Below are 14,967 nucleotides of genomic sequence, written 5' to 3'. Positions count from 1 at the left end.
CCTGACGACAACCATGACTGCACGCGCGCGAGTGACCGGCGCCGTGCTCGCGGCGGCGATGCTGCTCGCGGGCTGCGGCGGAGGGACGTCCCGGACCGGTCCCTCGACGTTCGCGTCCCGCCCGGCCGACGCCCTCGTCGCGCGCCTGGTCGAACCACCGCGCGGCGCCGACCCCGGCAGCAGCGACTGGGCGCGCGACTACAAGCCCTCGCTGCCCCGGTACGTCGCCTACTTCTACGCGAAGAAGGCACGCCCGAAGGTCACGTCCACGCTGAAGCAGCAGGGCGTGCGGGACATCGCGCACGTGCTCTGGGTGAGCCAGGAGCTGCAGAGCGACGTCGTGGTGCTGCAGTTCCGCGACACCGCCGGCGCGTCCGCCCAGCTCGAGTTCCTCGAGAGCAACGCGGGCAAGGACACCGCGTTCAGCCGCACCGTTCTCGACACCGCGCACGACCCCGTGGCGTTCTCCTCGGACACCGCCGTCAAGGACGGACTGTGGCTGACGAAGGCGTACGCGCAGGTCGGCACCTACGTCGTCGAGCAGTTCGTCTACAGCGGGACGAAGGCGCCCCTGGCCGCCGTGACGCGGACGATGTCCATGCAGCTCGACCGCTTGGGCTGATCTATCCGAGCAGCATCCGGGCGCCGCCGGGGCTGCCGACCACCTCGTGGCGGAACATCAGGATGCGCAGCCAGATCGCGGCGAAGATGCCGCCGACCAGGAACATCGTGCCGATCAGGAAACCCGTCGCGATGAACACCAGCTGCAGCCCCGACCCGAAGCCGATGCCCCAGCTGCGCCGGGTGCAGGCCGCCCCGAAGATCAGCAGCGCCACGATGACGAACACGATCGTCGTGCGGACGGGCCCGAGCCCGCTGGTGAAGGCGATGGTGCGGGGCACGAGCAGCATCACCACCGCCTCGAGGCCGAGGATGCCCGCGAGCGCCCCCCGGCTCGCCCTGTCGGCGCGCTTGGCTCGCGCGGCGTACTGCTCCGGCGTCGGGTCGACGACCTCGTCGGGCTCGTCGGTCTCGGGGCTCATCGATGGCGTCCCAACAGCACGCGTGCCTCGCCGACGGTGACGACCGAACCCGTGACGAGCACGCCCGAGCCGGACACGACCGGGTCGTCGGTCTGCTCGGCCAGCGACACGGCGGTCGCGATGGCGTCGTCGAGGCGCGGTTCGACCGTCACCCGGTCGGCGCCGAAGATCGGCACCGCGAGCGCGGCGAGCTCGTCGACGTCGAGGCGGCGGTCGCCGGTGGCCACCTCGGTCACCACGATCTCGTCGACGGCCGGTTCGAGCAGGTCGAGCATGCCGGTGACGTCCTTGTCGCTCATCACGCCGACGACCGCGACGAGCCGGCGGAACGAGAACGACTCGCCCACCGCCTCGAGCGTCGCCTTCATGCCGGACGGGTTGTGCGCCGCGTCGAGCAGCACCGTCGGCGCCGACCGGATGGGCTCGAGCCGTCCCGGCGAACGGACGGCCGCGAACGCCTCGCGCACGACGTCGACCGAGATCGGCCCGGTCGAGCGGCTGGCGCCCAGGAACGCCTCGACAGCGGCGAGGGCGACGGCGGCGTTCTGCGCCTGGTGGGCGCCGAACAGCGGCAGGAAGACCTCGTCGTAGACGCCGCCCAGCCCCTGCACCGCCAGCATCTGGCCCCCGACCGCGACCGACCGGTCGACGATGCCGAACTCCATGCCCTCGCGCGCGACGGTGGCGTCGACCTCGACGACCCGCTCGAGCAGCTTGCGCTGCGCGTCCGTCGGCTGCAGCGCGAGCACCGCGGTGGCGGACGGCTTGATGATGCCGGCCTTCTCGGTCGCGATGTCGGCGACCGTGTGGCCGAGGTACTGCATGTGGTCGAGCCCGATGGGCGTGATGACGGCGACCTCACCGTCGAGGACGTTGGTGTTGTCCCACGCGCCGCCGAGGCCGACCTCGACCACCGCGACGTCGACGGGCACGTCCGCGAAGACGGCGAAGCCGAGGGCGGTGACGATCTCGAAGAACGACAGCGGGGTGTCGAACCGCTCGTCGACCATCGCGATGTACGGCTCGATCTCGCGGTAGGTCTCGACGAAGCGCTGGTCACTGATGGGCTCGCCGTCGACCACGATGCGTTCGGTGACGCTGGTGAGGTGCGGGCTGGTGTAGCGACCGGTGCGGATGCCGAACCCGCGCAGCAGCTCGTCGATCATGCGCGCGGTCGTCGTCTTGCCGTTCGTGCCCGTCAGGTGGATCGCGCGGTAGGCCTTCTGCGGTTCGCCCAGCACGTCGACGAGTGCCTGCATGCGCTCGTTGGTCGGGTGGACGTGCCCCTCGCCGCGGCGCGAGAAGATGTCGTGCTCGATCTGCCGCAGCTCTGCGGACCAGTCGTTCTCGGAACGGGACGCCACGGCGCCCCATCGTACGGACCTGCGCTCCGCGCTCCGGACCGGCAGGGACGTCTACCCCGCCTGCAACCGGCGGACGGCCTCCCCCGGCACGAGCGCCGCCGGCAGCAGGACGAGCACGCCGCGTCGGTGGAAGCGCAGGGCGGCGATGCCGTCGGCGACGCGCACGTCGCGGACGCTCGCGTACCGGTGCACCGACCGTCCGGACGGCGACGTGACGGTGAGCGCGGTGTCGTCGTAGTCGGCGGTGACGGTCGTGCCCGGCCGCAGGCCCCGCGCGGCGAGCTGCCGGGCGAGTTTGGGGGCGCGGGTCAGCAGCGCGACCACCGACAGCCCGGCGACGACGAGCAGCACGACCGCGAGCCACGTCAGCCGGGAGAGCATCGCGGCCCCGAAGCCGACGAACACCGCGACGGGCACCCAGAAGTTCGGCGCCATCGCCCGCTGCCGGATCGCCGCGCGCGCCGCCCGGCGCGGGTCGTCCGGGGCGATCTCGCACGCGTAGTGCAGCGGCCCGTCCGTCATCCGGCGGGCAGCGCCGCGAGCGCGGCGTCGATGCGCGCGAGATCCGCCTCGGCGGCGGCGAGCCGGTCGCGCACCTTGGCCACGACCGCCTCGGGCGCCTTGCCGGTGAACGCCTCGTTGCCCAGCTTGCCGGCGTTGACCGCACGCTCCTTCTCGGCGGCGGCGCGGTCCTTGGTCAACCGGGCCCGCTCGGCGGCGACGTCGATCGCGCCCGAGAGGTCGAACTCGAGCGTCACGCCGACAGCTGTGGTGATCGAGGTCGTCACGGCGAACCCGTCCGCCGGCTCGTCGAGGCGCAACAGCGAGCGCACCGCGGGCTCGACGGTGCCGGACGCGCCGGACACGCGCGCCGGCACCCGCTGCGACGGCTTCACGCCCTGGTCGGAGCGGAAGCGCCGTGCCTCGGTGACGACCGCCTGGATCGTCCGCACGTCGGCGGTCGCCTCGGTCTCGCGGCGCGACTCGTCCGGCGTCGGCCAGTCGGAGATCACAACCGACTCGCCACCCGTGAGCGTCGTCCACAACGTCTCGGTGACGAACGGGATCATCGGGTGCAACAGGCGCAGCAGCCGGTCGAGCACCTCGCCGAGCACGCGGCGTGTGGTGGCGGCGCCGGGGCCGGCGAGCGACAGCTTGGCCAGCTCGATGTACCAGTCGCACACCTCGTCCCACGCGAAGTGGAAGAGCACGTCGGCCGTCTTCGCGAACTCGTAGCGCCCGTAGAGCGCGTCGACCTCGGCGTTGACCTCGGCGAGCCGCGACAGGATCCACGCGTCGGGACCGGTGACGTCCGCGGGCAGTTCGCCCTCGGTGGTCGCGCCGGACATCAGCGCGAAGCGGGTCGCGTTCCACAACTTGGTGCAGAAGTTGCGGGCGCCGACCACCCACTCCTCGTTGATGGCCTGGTCGGCGCCGGGGTTCGCGCCCTGCAGCAGCGACAGGCGCACGGCGTCGGCGCCGTACTCGTCGATCCACACCAGCGGGTCGACCACGTTGCCCCGCGACTTGGACATCTTCTTGCCGCTGGAGTCGCGCACCAGGCCGTGCAGGACGACGGTGCGGAACGGCACCTCGCCGTCCATCGCGTACAGGCCGAACAGCATCATGCGCACGACCCAGAAGAAGAGGATGTCGTAGCCGGTGACCAGCACCGTGGTCGGGTAGTAGGCGCGCAGGTCCTCGGTGTCGTCGGGCCAGCCGAGCGTCGAGAACGGCCAGAGGGCGGACGAGAACCACGTGTCGAGCACGTCCTCGTCCTGCGTCCAGCCCGCCGGCGGCTGCTCGTCGGGGCCGAAGCACTCCTCGTCGCCGTCGGGCGAGTACCAGACCGGGATGCGGTGGCCCCACCACAGCTGGCGGCTGATGCACCAGTCGCGCAGGCCGTCGACCCACTGGAAGTACCGGCTGTTCATCGAGGCCGGCTCGATGGTCACGCGTCCGTCGCGCACGGCGTCGCCCGCGGCCTTCGCCAGCGTCTCGACGCGCACCCACCACTGCAGCGACAGCCGCGGCTCGACCACGGTGTCGCAGCGCGAGCAGTGGCCCACCGCGTGCACGTACGGCCGCTTCTCGGCGACGATGCGGCCCTCCTCGCGCAGCGCCGCCACCACCGCGACGCGGGCGTCGGTGCGGTCGAGACCCTCGAACGGGCCGGGGACGGTGATGCGGGCGCGCTCGTCCATGATCGTCAGCGACGGCAGGTCGTGCCGGCGGCCGATCTCGAAGTCGTTCGGGTCGTGCGCGGGCGTCACCTTCACCGCGCCGGTGCCGAACGACGGGTCGACGTGCTCGTCGGCCACCACCGGGATGCGGCGGTTCGTCAACGGCAGGGGCACCTCGGTGCCGATCAGATGCCGGTAGCGCTCGTCCTCGGGGTGGACGGCCACCGCGGTGTCGCCGAGCATCGTCTCGGCGCGCGTCGTCGCCACCACGATGGCGTCGTCGCCGTCGCCGTAGCGGATCGACACGAGCTCACCCGGCTCGTCGCTGTGGTCGACCTCGGCGTCGCTGAGCGCGGTCATGTCCCGGGGGCACCAGTTGATGATGCGTTCGGCGCGGTAGATGAGGTCGTCGTCGTAGAGCTTCTTGAAGATCGTGGTGACGGCCCGGTTGAGGCCCTCGTCCATGGTGAAACGCTCGCGGCTCCAGTCGACGCCGTCGCCGAGGCGGCGCATCTGGCCGAGGATCCGTCCGCCGTAGGTGTTCTTCCAGTCCCACGCGTGCTGCAGGAACTCCTCGCGCGTGTAGTCGGTGCGCGACCTGCCCTCGGTCTCGGCCAGGTGGCGCTCGACCAGGTTGTTCACCGCGATCGAGGCGTGGTCCATGCCCGGCAGCCACAAGGTGTCGTGGCCCTGCATGCGGGCGCGGCGCGACAGCGCGTCCATCATCGACTGCTCGAGGGCGTGCCCGATGTGCAGGCTGCCGGTCACGTTCGGCGGCGGGATGACCAGCGACCAGCGGGGCTTGTCACTGGCCGGGTCGGCCGTGAAGTACCCCCGCTCGACCCACCGCTCGTACAGCGGGCCCTCTACGTCCGCCGGCCGGTACTGGCTCGGCAGACTCGGGGCGGCGGCGGGTGTGTCGGTCACCCGGCAATCCTACGAAGCAGCGCCGGACGGCTTTCAGCGCACGGTCACAGGTTCGGGGAACTGCTGCCCGCGGGAAGTTCGCCCCATTCATCCGGGGATGCGCCGTTCCTAGCGTCGGACGGGTCAGGACCGACTCCCCAGGAGGCACCATGATCCGCAAGACCCTCACCGCCCTCGCCCTCGGCGGGGCCGCGGCCGCGACCGTCGTCGCGGCGGCTCCCGCCGCCCAGGCCGCCACGCTCCCGCCCGGCGTGTCCGTTCCCGGCGCGTACTACTACGTCGAGCCGTGCGCCGGCCGCGTGATCGCCAAGACCGCGCTGCACAACGACGGCAAGGTCAAGGGCTCGCTGGTCATCCGCTACTCGGGCGCGCTGGGCGGCACCGTGTGCGCCCAGACCTACGACAACACCGCCGGGAAGCACAGGATGACGGTCGCCCTCAAGCGGCGCGACCTGCCCAACATCGGCAGCGACGTCGGGACGTACGACAAGTACGCCGGCGGCATCGCCGTGCCGCGCTCGAACGGGCGCTGCTTCGTCGCGCTCGGCATCAACCGTGTCGGCGCGACGAGCTACGCCGGCTACCTGACGTTCTGCAACCCCGGCCGCCTCTAGGACACCGTCCGGTGCCCGCGGGTCAGCTCGCGGGCACCGGCGCGCGGTCGAGCCACGCGGCGAACGCGTCGAAGCCGAACGGGCGTCCCAGGAAGTCCTCGACCAGGTCGGCGGCGTCCTTCCGTCCGCCCTGGGCGAGGATGCGGTCGCGGTAACGGCCGGCGACGTCGGGGGCGAACAGGTCGGACGGGTCGAACGCCGAGAACAGGTCCTTCGCGATCACCAGCGACCACATGTACGTGTAGTACGCCGACGTGTAGCCCGCGAGGTGCCCGAACGACGCGTGGAAGTGCGTGCCCTCGAGGTAGCGGTTGAAGTCGTAGCGCGACTGCAGCTGCTTCACCCGCTCGGTGAGGTCGTCCGGACGGTCGCGGTGCACCTCGTAGGCGAGCGCGGTGTAGAACAGCTGGCCGCGCACGAACAGGCCCTTGCCGAAGTCCTTGGCCGCGCGCATCCGCGCGACGAGGTCGGCGGGGATCGGCTCGCCGTCGGCGTCGGTCGCGAACGTGCGCAGCACGTCGGCGTCCCACGCCCACTCCTCGAGCATCTGCGACGGCGCCTCGACGAAGTCCCACTCGGTCGCCACGCCGCTGAAGCGGACGAAGCGCTGGCCGGCGCCGCCGAGCACGTGGTGCACGAGGTGCCCGAACTCGTGGAACAGGGTGACGACGTCGTTGTGCTCCATCAGCCCGCGCGAGAAGTTGCAGACGAGGACGCCCTCGGCCAGCTGCCGTCCCTCGATGCCGGCGCGCAGGTCGAACTGCGCGGCGTGCTTGAACTTGCCCTCGCGCGGGTGCAGGTCGAGGTGGATGCGCCCGAGCGTCCGCCCGTCCTTCACGACGTCGTAGCTGGCGACGTCGTCGTGCCAGACCGGCACGTCGACCGGCCGGTACTCGACGCCGAACAGCCGTCCGGTCACGTCCAGCAGGCCGGCCCGCACCTTGGGGAACTCGAAGTACCGGCGGACGGACTGTGCGTCGACGTCGAACTGCTCGCGCCGCACCAGTTCGCTGTAGTAGCGGGTGCTCGACGCGTCGAGGCCGTCCGCGTCCGGCTCGTCCTGCCGGCGCCGCGCGAGGACGGTCTCGGCGTCCCGCCGTCCGGCCGCTTCGGCGGCGTCGGCGACCCGCTCGACGAACTCGCCGATGGCGGCGGACGTCTTGATCATCTTCACGTCGGCGTCGTAGTCGGGCCAGCTGGCGTAGCCCAGCAGCGTCGCCTTCTCGTGGCGCAGCGCGAACATCTCCCGCAGCACGGCGTCGTTGTCCGGCCACCCGCGGTTGAGGAACTCGACCGCGAGCTCGCGGCGCGCCGCGGCGTCGGCGGCGAACGCGCCGAACGGCAGCCAGTCGGGGTAGTCGGTGGTGACGGTGACGAGGCCGTCGTCGCCGGCGGGGTGGGCGTCGATCCAGTCCTGCGGGAGACCGGTGAGACGGTCGGGGCCGATGCGGATCGAGCGGACGTCGTCGCGGATCGCCCGGCCGAAGTCCTGGTCGAGCACGGTGAGCCGCTCGGCGATCTCGCGCAGCCTTGTGCGGACGTCCTCGGACCGGTCGACCCCGCTGCGGCGGAAGTCGCGCAGCACCAGCTCGCGCAGTCGCAGCGCCTCGGCGTCGTCGCCCAGCTCGGACGGGTCGGTGGCCTCGATCGCCGCGAACAGCTCGCCGTCCATGCCGCGCTCGGTGACGACGCGGGCGATGTCCTGCGAGCGGGTCTCGGCCAGCGTGCGGACGTCCTCGTCGGGATGTACCTCCTGCATCAGCCCCGCCACCGAGTCGGCGCCGCGCAGTTCGAGGTCGGCGTCGTTCCAGAGCGCGAGCACCTCCTGCGCCGGGCGGGCCGACCCGTCCTTGAGGCGATCGAGCAGCTCCTGCGCCGCCCGCAGGTGGTCGTCGACGCGGGTCGACAGCCAGGCGGTCCAGTCGTCGGCGGGCAGGTCCAGCGGGGCAGCAGCGGTCACCCGTCCGACCCTAGCCAGCGGGACCTCGGCGTTTCCGGTGTGTTCGCCATGGACGAAAGATCGTCCCTTATGTCCGTTCAATGGGTCATTCGCTACGTTTCGGGCACTTCGTCCCTACTGGGTGGTAACGAGACCGAAGGAGTCCGTGCATGCGAGCACGCCGCCGCCTGCTGACCGCATCGACCGCAGCGGTGGGGGCGGTGGTGCTCGCCGGCTCGACGCTGGCCGTCGCCGCGCCCGCCACCGCCGCTCCCCTGCTGAACGTGATCGTGACCCTCGAGCCGTCGGCGAACGCGAGCGCCACGGCGACCTCGCTGCTCGGCGGCAGCGGGAACGTCACGCACGTCTACCGCAACGCCCTCAACGGTTTCGCCGGTTCTCTGCCCGAGACGTTGCTGTCGACGCTGCGCGGCGACTCCCGCGTCGTGAGCGTCGAACTCGACCGGACGGTGCGCACCACCGGAACGCAGTCGCCGACCCCGAGCTGGGGTCTCGACCGCATCGACCAGCGCGCCCTCCCCGCGAACAGCACCTACACCTACAACTCGACCGGGTCGGGCGTCACCGCGTACGTCATCGACACCGGCATCGTCCTGGGCCACCCGGACTTCGGCGGACGCGCCGTCACCGGGTACGACGCCGTCGACGGCGGCGCCGCCGAGGACTGCAACGGCCACGGCACCCACGTCGCCGGCACCATCGGCGGGTCGAACCACGGTGTCGCGAAGCAGGCCTCGCTGGTGGCCGTGCGCGTGCTGGGCTGCGACGGCTCGGGCACCAACTCCGGCGTCATCGCGGGCATCGACTGGGTCGTGGGCAACCACGCCGCGGGCGCGCCGGCCGTCGCGAACATGAGCCTGGGAGGCACCGCCAGCACCGCGGTCGACTCGGCGATCAACCGGCTCATCGGCGACGGCGTCACCACCGCCGTCGCGGCCGGCAACGACAACGCGGACGCCTGCAAGGGCTCGCCCTCGCGGGTGCCGAACGCCCTGACCGTGGGCGCGTCCGGCCGCACCGACAAGCGGGCGTCGTTCTCGAACGTCGGGTCGTGCGTCGACCTGTTCGCCCCCGGCGTCGACATCACGTCCGACTGGCTCGACAACGGCACCAACACCATCAGCGGCACGTCGATGGCGACGCCGCACGTGGCCGGTGTCGCGGCGCAGTACCTGCAGACGAACCCGTCCGCCTCGCCGTCGACGGTCTCGTCCGCCGTGCTCGGCGCCACGACCAAGGACAAGGTCACCGACACCGCCGGCGGCTGCACGCTGTTCGTCCTCTGCACCCCCGCGACCCCGAACAACGACCTGCTCTACACGAGCTTCTAGACCCCACCGGCGCAGCGCCCCGCACCCGTCGGTGCGGGGCGCTGTGTCGTGCGGGTAGGTCAGTGCATCACCACCCGGAGGACACGCCGCCTCTGCGCCTGTCGACGCTTCACGGTCGTGTAGCGAGGGTCGCCAGCGTGTCCTGTCGGCACCCGTCCACGTCATGGTGGAGCCGGTCGTGCGTGAACCGCAGGGTCAGCCAGCCGACGCCGGCGAGCGCCGCATCGCGACGCCGGTCCCGGCCCCGCTGTTCCCGGCTCGAGTGAGAGGCGTCGCCGTCCATCTCGACCGCAACCCGCTCGCCGACGTAACCGAGATCGAGGCGGAACCGACCGCGGGGCGTCGTTACCCAGTGACGAGGCTTGGCATGCCGAAGGCCCGGCGAGTCGAACACATGCAGGTGGCCCCAGATTTCGAGCTCGCTCTCGCACCCCACGTCGAGCAGGCCGATCAGGTGCACCAACTCGCGCCGCCCGGGCAGTCGCGTGGCTACGGCCACCTCGGCCCGGAGTTGCCGCGTGCTGACCCGTCCGGATCGGACAGCGTCGATCACGTGACCGCGTCTCCGGTCGGCCGGCAGCGTGGGCCAAGCGGCGACCAGCGCGGGGGCGATCCGAGCCGTTGGGACTCCGTCGAGCAGCACGGTCTCCGGCATCGCCCGAACGCGGTGCACCACGAGTCCCGGCTGTGCGCGAGTCATCCGAGACACCGGCACCGCCGCGTGGACAAGCGGCGCGGTGGCCCGCGTTCGCCAGCGCCGCAGCGCAGTGACACCCGTCAGAGCGACGGGCGGCCCGACGCTGGCCACCGCGGCACGTTCGAGGGTCTCTTCCAGGTCCGCGTCCCACGGGCGGCAGTAGGTCCGGTGGAAGACGCGAACGAGGTGACCGCGACGGATCTCGTCATCGAGCTGGGCCGGTGTCACCACCGTCAGCAATGTGCTGCGCGTGGCCACGGTGCCCGTCAACAGTTGGTCGATGGCCTCTCTCACCAGGCGAGAATGACGATTTCGACGCCGGCGCGGCGCGGGGTGTCGCACGGCTGTGGACGGCCGCTCGCCCTGTGGACGGCAGGCGCAGCGGGAACAGTGAAGCGCTACCCGGTCCACACCCGGCGTGTCCGCCGGGCGGTGATGCAGTGTCGCGCCGGGAGGCGAGCGGTCAGGCGCTCTTCTCGCGCGGCGGACGCTTGGTCTGCTCGCGCGGCACCAGCGTCGGGTAGACGTGGTCGAGGACCGACTCGCGGGTGATGACGACGCGGGCGACGTCCTCGCGGGACGGCACCTCGTACATCACCGAGAGCAGGACCTCTTCCATGATCGCGCGCAGGCCGCGGGCGCCGGTGCCGCGCATGACGGCCTGGTCGGCGATGGCCTCGAGGGCGTCGTCGGTGAACTCGAGCTCGACGTTGTCGAGTTCGAACATCTTGGCGTACTGCCGCACGAGCGCGTTCTTGGGCTCGGTGAGGATCTGCACGAGCGCGTCGCGGTCGAGCGGGCGCACCGACGTGATGACGGGCAGCCGGCCGATGAACTCGGGGATGAGCCCGAACTTGATGAGGTCCTCGGGCATGACGTCACCGAAGACGTCCTTGGTCTCGCGGTCGAACTTGGTGTGCAGCTCGGCGCCGAAGCCCAGGCCCTTCTTGCCGACGCGGTTCTCGATCAGGGTGTCGAGGCCGGCGAAGGCGCCACCGACGATGAACAGCACGTTGGTGGTGTCGATCTGGATGAACTCCTGGTGCGGGTGCTTGCGGCCGCCCTGCGGGGGGACGGACGCCGCGGTGCCCTCGAGGATCTTCAGCAGCGCCTGCTGCACGCCTTCGCCGGAGACGTCGCGGGTGATCGACGGGTTCTCGGCCTTGCGGGCGATCTTGTCGACCTCGTCGATGTAGATGATGCCGGTCTCGGCCCGCTTGACGTCGTAGTCGGCGGCCTGGATCAGCTTCAGCAGGATGTTCTCGACGTCCTCACCGACGTAGCCGGCCTCGGTGAGGGCGGTGGCGTCGGCGATGGCGAACGGCACGTTGAGCATGCGCGCCAGCGTCTGGGCCAGCAGCGTCTTGCCCGAGCCGGTGGGGCCGAGCAGCAGGATGTTCGACTTGGCCAGCTCGACCGCGGCGTCGGCGTTGCGGGGCTTGGCCTCGCCGCCGGCCTGGACGCGCTTGTAGTGGTTGTAGACGGCGACCGCGAGGGTCTTCTTCGCGACGTCCTGGCCGACCACGTAGCCGTTGAGGAACTCGTAGATCTCGTTCGGCTTGGGCAGCTCGTCGAAGCTGAACTCGCTGGTCTCGGCGAGCTCCTCCTCGATGATCTCGTTGCAGAGGTCGATGCACTCGTCACAGATGTAGACGCCGGGACCGGCGATCAACTTCTTGACCTGCTTCTGACTCTTGCCGCAGAACGAGCACTTCAGCAGGTCGCCCGTCTCACCGACACGTGGTGCCACTGGGACACTCCTTAACCTGCTCGGAAAAGCTGCTGAGGACCGCTCGCGCGGCCACGGCCTGATTTCGCACCGTACCCGGAAATCCCGTGGAAGTCGCCGGGAAACACGGTGCGTCGGCACCGGATTCGCCCCGGCCGGACGGGCGGTGTCGCCCGTCGGCCGGGACCCGGGGACCCGTGGTCCGGACGATCAGACCTGCGGGACCATCTTGCGGGAGGTGATGACCTCGTCGACCAGGCCGTAGTCCTTGGCCTGCTGCGCGGTGAAGATCTTGTCGCGCTCGATGTCCTGGCGGACGGTCTCGATCGGCTGCCCGGTGTGACGGGCGAGGATCTCCTCCTCGAGGTCACGCATGCGCTGGATCTCCTTGGCCTGGATGTCCAGGTCGGAGATCTGCTGCGCGCCCTCGGTGCCGCCCGAGGGCTGGTGGATGAGGATGCGCGCGTTCTGCAGCGCGAACCGCTTGCCCTTGTTGCCGGCGGCGAGCAGCACGGCGGCCGCGGACGCGGCCTGGCCCATGCAGATCGTCTGGATCTCGGGCCGGACGTACTGCAGCGTGTCGTAGATGGCGGTGAGCGCCGTGAACGAGCCGCCGGGCGAGTTGATGTAGATCTGGATGTCGCGGTCGGGGTCGGTCGACTCGAGCACGATCAGCTGCGCCATGACGTCGTTGGCGACGACGTCGTCGATGGGGGCGCCGAGGAAGATGATGCGCTCCTCGAACAGCTTGTTGTACGGGTTCGACTCCTTGACGCCGTAGTTCGTCTTCTCGACGAAGGACGGCAGGACGTACCGCGACTGGGGGTTCATGCTCATCGGATTCCCTCTCAGGCCGACGGGGCCGGGCTGTTGTCGTCCGACACCTGGCCGACGCGGCTGACGATCTTGTCGATGAAGCCGTACTCGAGCGCTTCCTTGGCCGTGAACCAGCGGTCGCGGTCGCCGTCCTTGATGATCTGCTCGACGGTCTGGCCGGTGTGCTCGGCCGTGATCTCGGCCATCTCCTGCTTGGTGAGGTTCCACTGCTCGGCCTGGATCTTGATGTCGGAGGCGGTGCCGCCGAGGCCGGCTGAGCCCTGGTGCATCAGGATGCGCGAGTGCGGCAGCGAGTAGCGCTTGCCGCGGGTGCCGGCCGAGAGCAGGAACTGCCCCATCGACGCGGACAGGCCCAGCGACCACGTGGCCACGTCGCACTCGATGAGTTCCATCGTGTCGAAGATGGCCATGCCGGCGGTCACCGAGCCGCCCGGCGAGTTGATGTAGAGGTTGATGTCGCGGTCGGGGTGCTCGGCGGCGAGCAGGAGCAGCTGCGCGCAGATCTGGTTCGCGATCTGGTCGTCGACGCCCTGGCCGAGGAAGATGATCCGCTCTCGCAGCAGGCGGTCGTAGACCGAGTCGTTGAGCGTCATACCGCCGCCCGCTCGGTTCACCGGGTAAGTCACGTGCACCTTCTCTCGATGGGGTCTCGCTGAATCTCAAGTGCTTCGTTCGACCCTAACGAAGCGCGGGACCCCAGGAGTCCCGACACCCGCCCCGTTCGCTCAGGGCGTGACGGTCAGTCCTGCGACTCGTCCGACTCGTCCGACTCGCCCTCGGCAGCGGCGTCGAGCGCGGCCAGGTCGACGGTGTTGCCGGACGCGTCCGTGACGACGGCCTTCTCGAGGATGTCGGCGAGCGCCTTGTTGCGGCGCAGGTCGGCGACCAGCATCGGCAGGTTGCCGTTCTGGACGATCTGGTTCGCGAACTCCTGCGGGGCCATGCCGTACTGCTGCGCCTGGCGTACGAGGTAGGCGGTCAGCTCGCCGTCGGCCACCTGGACGTCGGTCTTGTCGGCGACCGCGTCGAGGATGAACTGCGCCCGCACCGACTTCTCGGCGCTCTCGCGCATCTCGGTGTCGAACTCCTCGCGGGTCTTGCCCTGGAACTCGAGGTAGGCCTCGAACTGCTTGTCGTCGTGGCCGAGCTGGTGCACGATCTCGTGCTCGCGGTAGTCGACCTCGGCCTTGACGGCCGACTCGGGCAGCGGGAATTCGCTGGCCTCGATCAGGTGCTCGAGCACCTTGTCGCGGGCCTGGGCGCCCTGCTCCATGAGCTTGACGCGGCCGAGGCGCTCGCGAAGGTCGGCGCGCAGCTCGTCGACGGTGTCGAACTCGCTGGCCAGCTGCGCGAACTCGTCGTCGAGCTCGGGCAGCTCCTGGACCTTGACCGACTTGACGGTCGCGGTGACCTCGGCGTCGGTGCCGGCGTGCTCGCCGTGGCGCAGCGGAGCGGTGAAGGTGACGCTCTCGCCGGCGGACTTGCCCGTGATCGCCTCGTCCAGGCCGTCGACGAAGTCGCCGGAACCCACGACGTAGGACCGTCCGGTGGCCGAGCCGCCCTCGACGGCCTCGCCGTCGACGACGGAGGTGAGGTCGAGCGACACGTAGTCGCCGTCCTCGGCCGGCCGCTCGACGCCCTTGAGGGTGCCGAAGCGCTTGCGCAGCTCCTCGAGCTGCTCGTCGACGTCGGCGTCGCTCACGTCGGTGTCGTCGACGCTGACGGCGATGCCCTCGAGCTCGGGCAGGGTCACCTCGGGCCGGATGTCGACCTCGGCGGTGAAGCTCAGCGAGTTGCCGTCGTCGAGGTTGGTGATGTCGATCTCGGGCTGGCCGAGAGGGTTGATCTCGTGCTCGCGCGCGGCGTCGGTGTAGAGCTGCGGCAGCATCTCGTTCACCGCCTCCTGCAGCACGGCGCCGCGGCCGACGCGCTGGTCGATCACGCGGGCCGGGACCTTGCCGGGACGGAAGCCGGGCACCCGCACCTGCTGGGCGATGGCCTTGTAGGCCTTGTCCAGGGACGGCTGCAGCGCGTCGAAGGGCACCTCGACGGCGAGCCGGACGCGGGTCGGGCTCAGGTTCTCGACGGTGCTCTTCACGTGCGGGTACTCCTCGGGATCCGTGGTCGGGTGCGGTGCTGCTCCATGGGCGGTCGGGGTGGCGGGATTCGAACCCACGGCCCCTCGCTCCCAAAGCGAGTGCGCTACCAAGCTGCGCCACACCCCGGGGCGACTCCCCAGCCTAACCGGCGGGGTTTCGCCCGCCTACGCCGCCGGGTACGAC

The 14,967-nt window shown here is 70.7% G+C and carries 13 protein-coding genes and 1 tRNA gene; 3 read left to right on the top strand and 11 right to left on the bottom strand.

What is annotated here, in order from left to right; translation table 11 throughout:
- Window positions 1-13: 13 nt before the first annotated feature.
- The gene (locus tag ACYVP9_RS15920; RefSeq protein ID WP_460605879.1) at window positions 14-622 is read left to right on the top strand and encodes a hypothetical protein; all 609 of its coding nucleotides are present in this window, start codon (window positions 14-16) and stop codon (window positions 620-622) included.
- 1 nt (window position 623) lies between these two features.
- On the opposite strand, the gene ACYVP9_RS15915 is transcribed toward ACYVP9_RS15920, so the two are convergent.
- The 4 genes from ACYVP9_RS15915 to ACYVP9_RS15900 are packed head-to-tail and all read right to left on the bottom strand — an operon-like array spanning window position 624 to window position 5,517.
- Window positions 624-1,043: a DUF4233 domain-containing protein gene (locus ACYVP9_RS15915; RefSeq protein ID WP_460605878.1), complete on the bottom strand. Its 420-nt coding sequence runs from the start codon at window positions 1,041-1,043 to the stop codon at window positions 624-626.
- Window positions 1,040-2,407: a bifunctional folylpolyglutamate synthase/dihydrofolate synthase gene (locus ACYVP9_RS15910; protein WP_460605877.1), complete on the bottom strand. Its 1,368-nt coding sequence runs from the start codon at window positions 2,405-2,407 to the stop codon at window positions 1,040-1,042. The genes ACYVP9_RS15915 and ACYVP9_RS15910 overlap by 4 nt, the downstream gene beginning before the upstream one ends.
- A 51-nt stretch (window positions 2,408-2,458) precedes the next feature.
- Window positions 2,459-2,929: a hypothetical protein gene (locus ACYVP9_RS15905; RefSeq protein ID WP_460605876.1), complete on the bottom strand. Its 471-nt coding sequence runs from the start codon at window positions 2,927-2,929 to the stop codon at window positions 2,459-2,461.
- Window positions 2,926-5,517 carry a valine--tRNA ligase gene (locus ACYVP9_RS15900; protein ID WP_460605875.1) on the bottom strand — a complete coding sequence of 864 codons (2,592 nt, stop codon included), beginning with the start codon at window positions 5,515-5,517 and terminating at the stop codon, window positions 2,926-2,928. The genes ACYVP9_RS15905 and ACYVP9_RS15900 overlap by 4 nt, the downstream gene beginning before the upstream one ends.
- Window positions 5,518-5,666: 149 nt before the next feature.
- Between ACYVP9_RS15900 and ACYVP9_RS15895 the strand changes: the two genes are divergently transcribed.
- Window positions 5,667-6,131 (top strand): hypothetical protein, encoded by a 465-nt coding sequence (locus ACYVP9_RS15895; RefSeq protein ID WP_460605874.1) that lies wholly within the window; start codon window positions 5,667-5,669, stop codon window positions 6,129-6,131.
- 22 nt (window positions 6,132-6,153) lie between these two features.
- On the opposite strand, the gene ACYVP9_RS15890 is transcribed toward ACYVP9_RS15895, so the two are convergent.
- Window positions 6,154-8,091, bottom strand: coding sequence for a M3 family metallopeptidase (locus ACYVP9_RS15890; protein ID WP_460605873.1), 1,938 nt, complete (start codon window positions 8,089-8,091; stop codon window positions 6,154-6,156).
- A gap of 149 nt (window positions 8,092-8,240) precedes the next feature.
- Here ACYVP9_RS15890 and ACYVP9_RS15885 point away from each other — a divergent pair, with 149 nt between their 5' ends.
- Window positions 8,241-9,422 carry a S8 family peptidase gene (locus ACYVP9_RS15885; RefSeq protein ID WP_460605872.1) on the top strand — a complete coding sequence of 394 codons (1,182 nt, stop codon included), beginning with the start codon at window positions 8,241-8,243 and terminating at the stop codon, window positions 9,420-9,422.
- A gap of 109 nt (window positions 9,423-9,531) precedes the next feature.
- On the opposite strand, the gene ACYVP9_RS15880 is transcribed toward ACYVP9_RS15885, so the two are convergent.
- The 6 genes from ACYVP9_RS15880 to ACYVP9_RS15855 form a co-directional block, all read right to left on the bottom strand.
- The gene (locus tag ACYVP9_RS15880) at window positions 9,532-10,413 is read right to left on the bottom strand and encodes a DUF559 domain-containing protein (RefSeq protein ID WP_460605871.1); all 882 of its coding nucleotides are present in this window, start codon (window positions 10,411-10,413) and stop codon (window positions 9,532-9,534) included.
- A 169-nt stretch (window positions 10,414-10,582) separates the two neighbouring features.
- Window positions 10,583-11,869: an ATP-dependent Clp protease ATP-binding subunit ClpX gene (gene clpX / locus ACYVP9_RS15875; RefSeq protein WP_460605870.1), complete on the bottom strand. Its 1,287-nt coding sequence runs from the start codon at window positions 11,867-11,869 to the stop codon at window positions 10,583-10,585.
- A gap of 189 nt (window positions 11,870-12,058) precedes the next feature.
- Entirely contained in the window at window positions 12,059-12,679 is a 621-nt protein-coding gene (locus tag ACYVP9_RS15870) for an ATP-dependent Clp protease proteolytic subunit (protein ID WP_460605927.1), read from the bottom strand.
- A 17-nt stretch (window positions 12,680-12,696) separates the two neighbouring features.
- Entirely contained in the window at window positions 12,697-13,278 is a 582-nt protein-coding gene (locus ACYVP9_RS15865) for an ATP-dependent Clp protease proteolytic subunit (RefSeq protein ID WP_460605926.1), read from the bottom strand.
- 146 nt (window positions 13,279-13,424) lie between these two features.
- Window positions 13,425-14,861: a trigger factor gene (gene tig, locus ACYVP9_RS15860; RefSeq protein ID WP_460605869.1), complete on the bottom strand. Its 1,437-nt coding sequence runs from the start codon at window positions 14,859-14,861 to the stop codon at window positions 13,425-13,427.
- Window positions 14,837-14,910: transfer RNA gene (locus ACYVP9_RS15855), tRNA-Pro, on the bottom strand. Before ACYVP9_RS15855 ends, tig begins: the two co-directional genes overlap by 25 nt.
- Window positions 14,911-14,967 lie beyond the last annotated feature (57 nt).

The organism is Jatrophihabitans fulvus, assembly GCF_054781375.1.
The sequence above is the reverse complement of the archived record's forward strand: the minus strand, read 5'-3'. Positions and strand labels throughout refer to the sequence as shown.

What these genes read in the sequence shown, in the direction of transcription:
- ACYVP9_RS15905 (WP_460605876.1), bottom strand. Translation starts at nt 2,929, where the DNA reads ATGACGGACGGGCCGCTGCACTACGCGTGCGAGATCGCCCCGGACGAC.
- ACYVP9_RS15895 (WP_460605874.1), top strand. Translation starts at nt 5,667, where the DNA reads ATGATCCGCAAGACCCTCACCGCCCTCGCCCTCGGCGGGGCCGCGGCC.
- ACYVP9_RS15885 (WP_460605872.1), top strand. Translation starts at nt 8,241, where the DNA reads ATGCGAGCACGCCGCCGCCTGCTGACCGCATCGACCGCAGCGGTGGGG.
- ACYVP9_RS15870 (WP_460605927.1), bottom strand. Translation starts at nt 12,679, where the DNA reads ATGAACCCCCAGTCGCGGTACGTCCTGCCGTCCTTCGTCGAGAAGACG.
- ACYVP9_RS15920 (WP_460605879.1), top strand. Translation starts at nt 14, where the DNA reads ATGACTGCACGCGCGCGAGTGACCGGCGCCGTGCTCGCGGCGGCGATG.
- ACYVP9_RS15865 (WP_460605926.1), bottom strand. Translation starts at nt 13,278, where the DNA reads ATGACGCTCAACGACTCGGTCTACGACCGCCTGCTGCGAGAGCGGATC.
- ACYVP9_RS15915 (WP_460605878.1), bottom strand. Translation starts at nt 1,043, where the DNA reads ATGAGCCCCGAGACCGACGAGCCCGACGAGGTCGTCGACCCGACGCCG.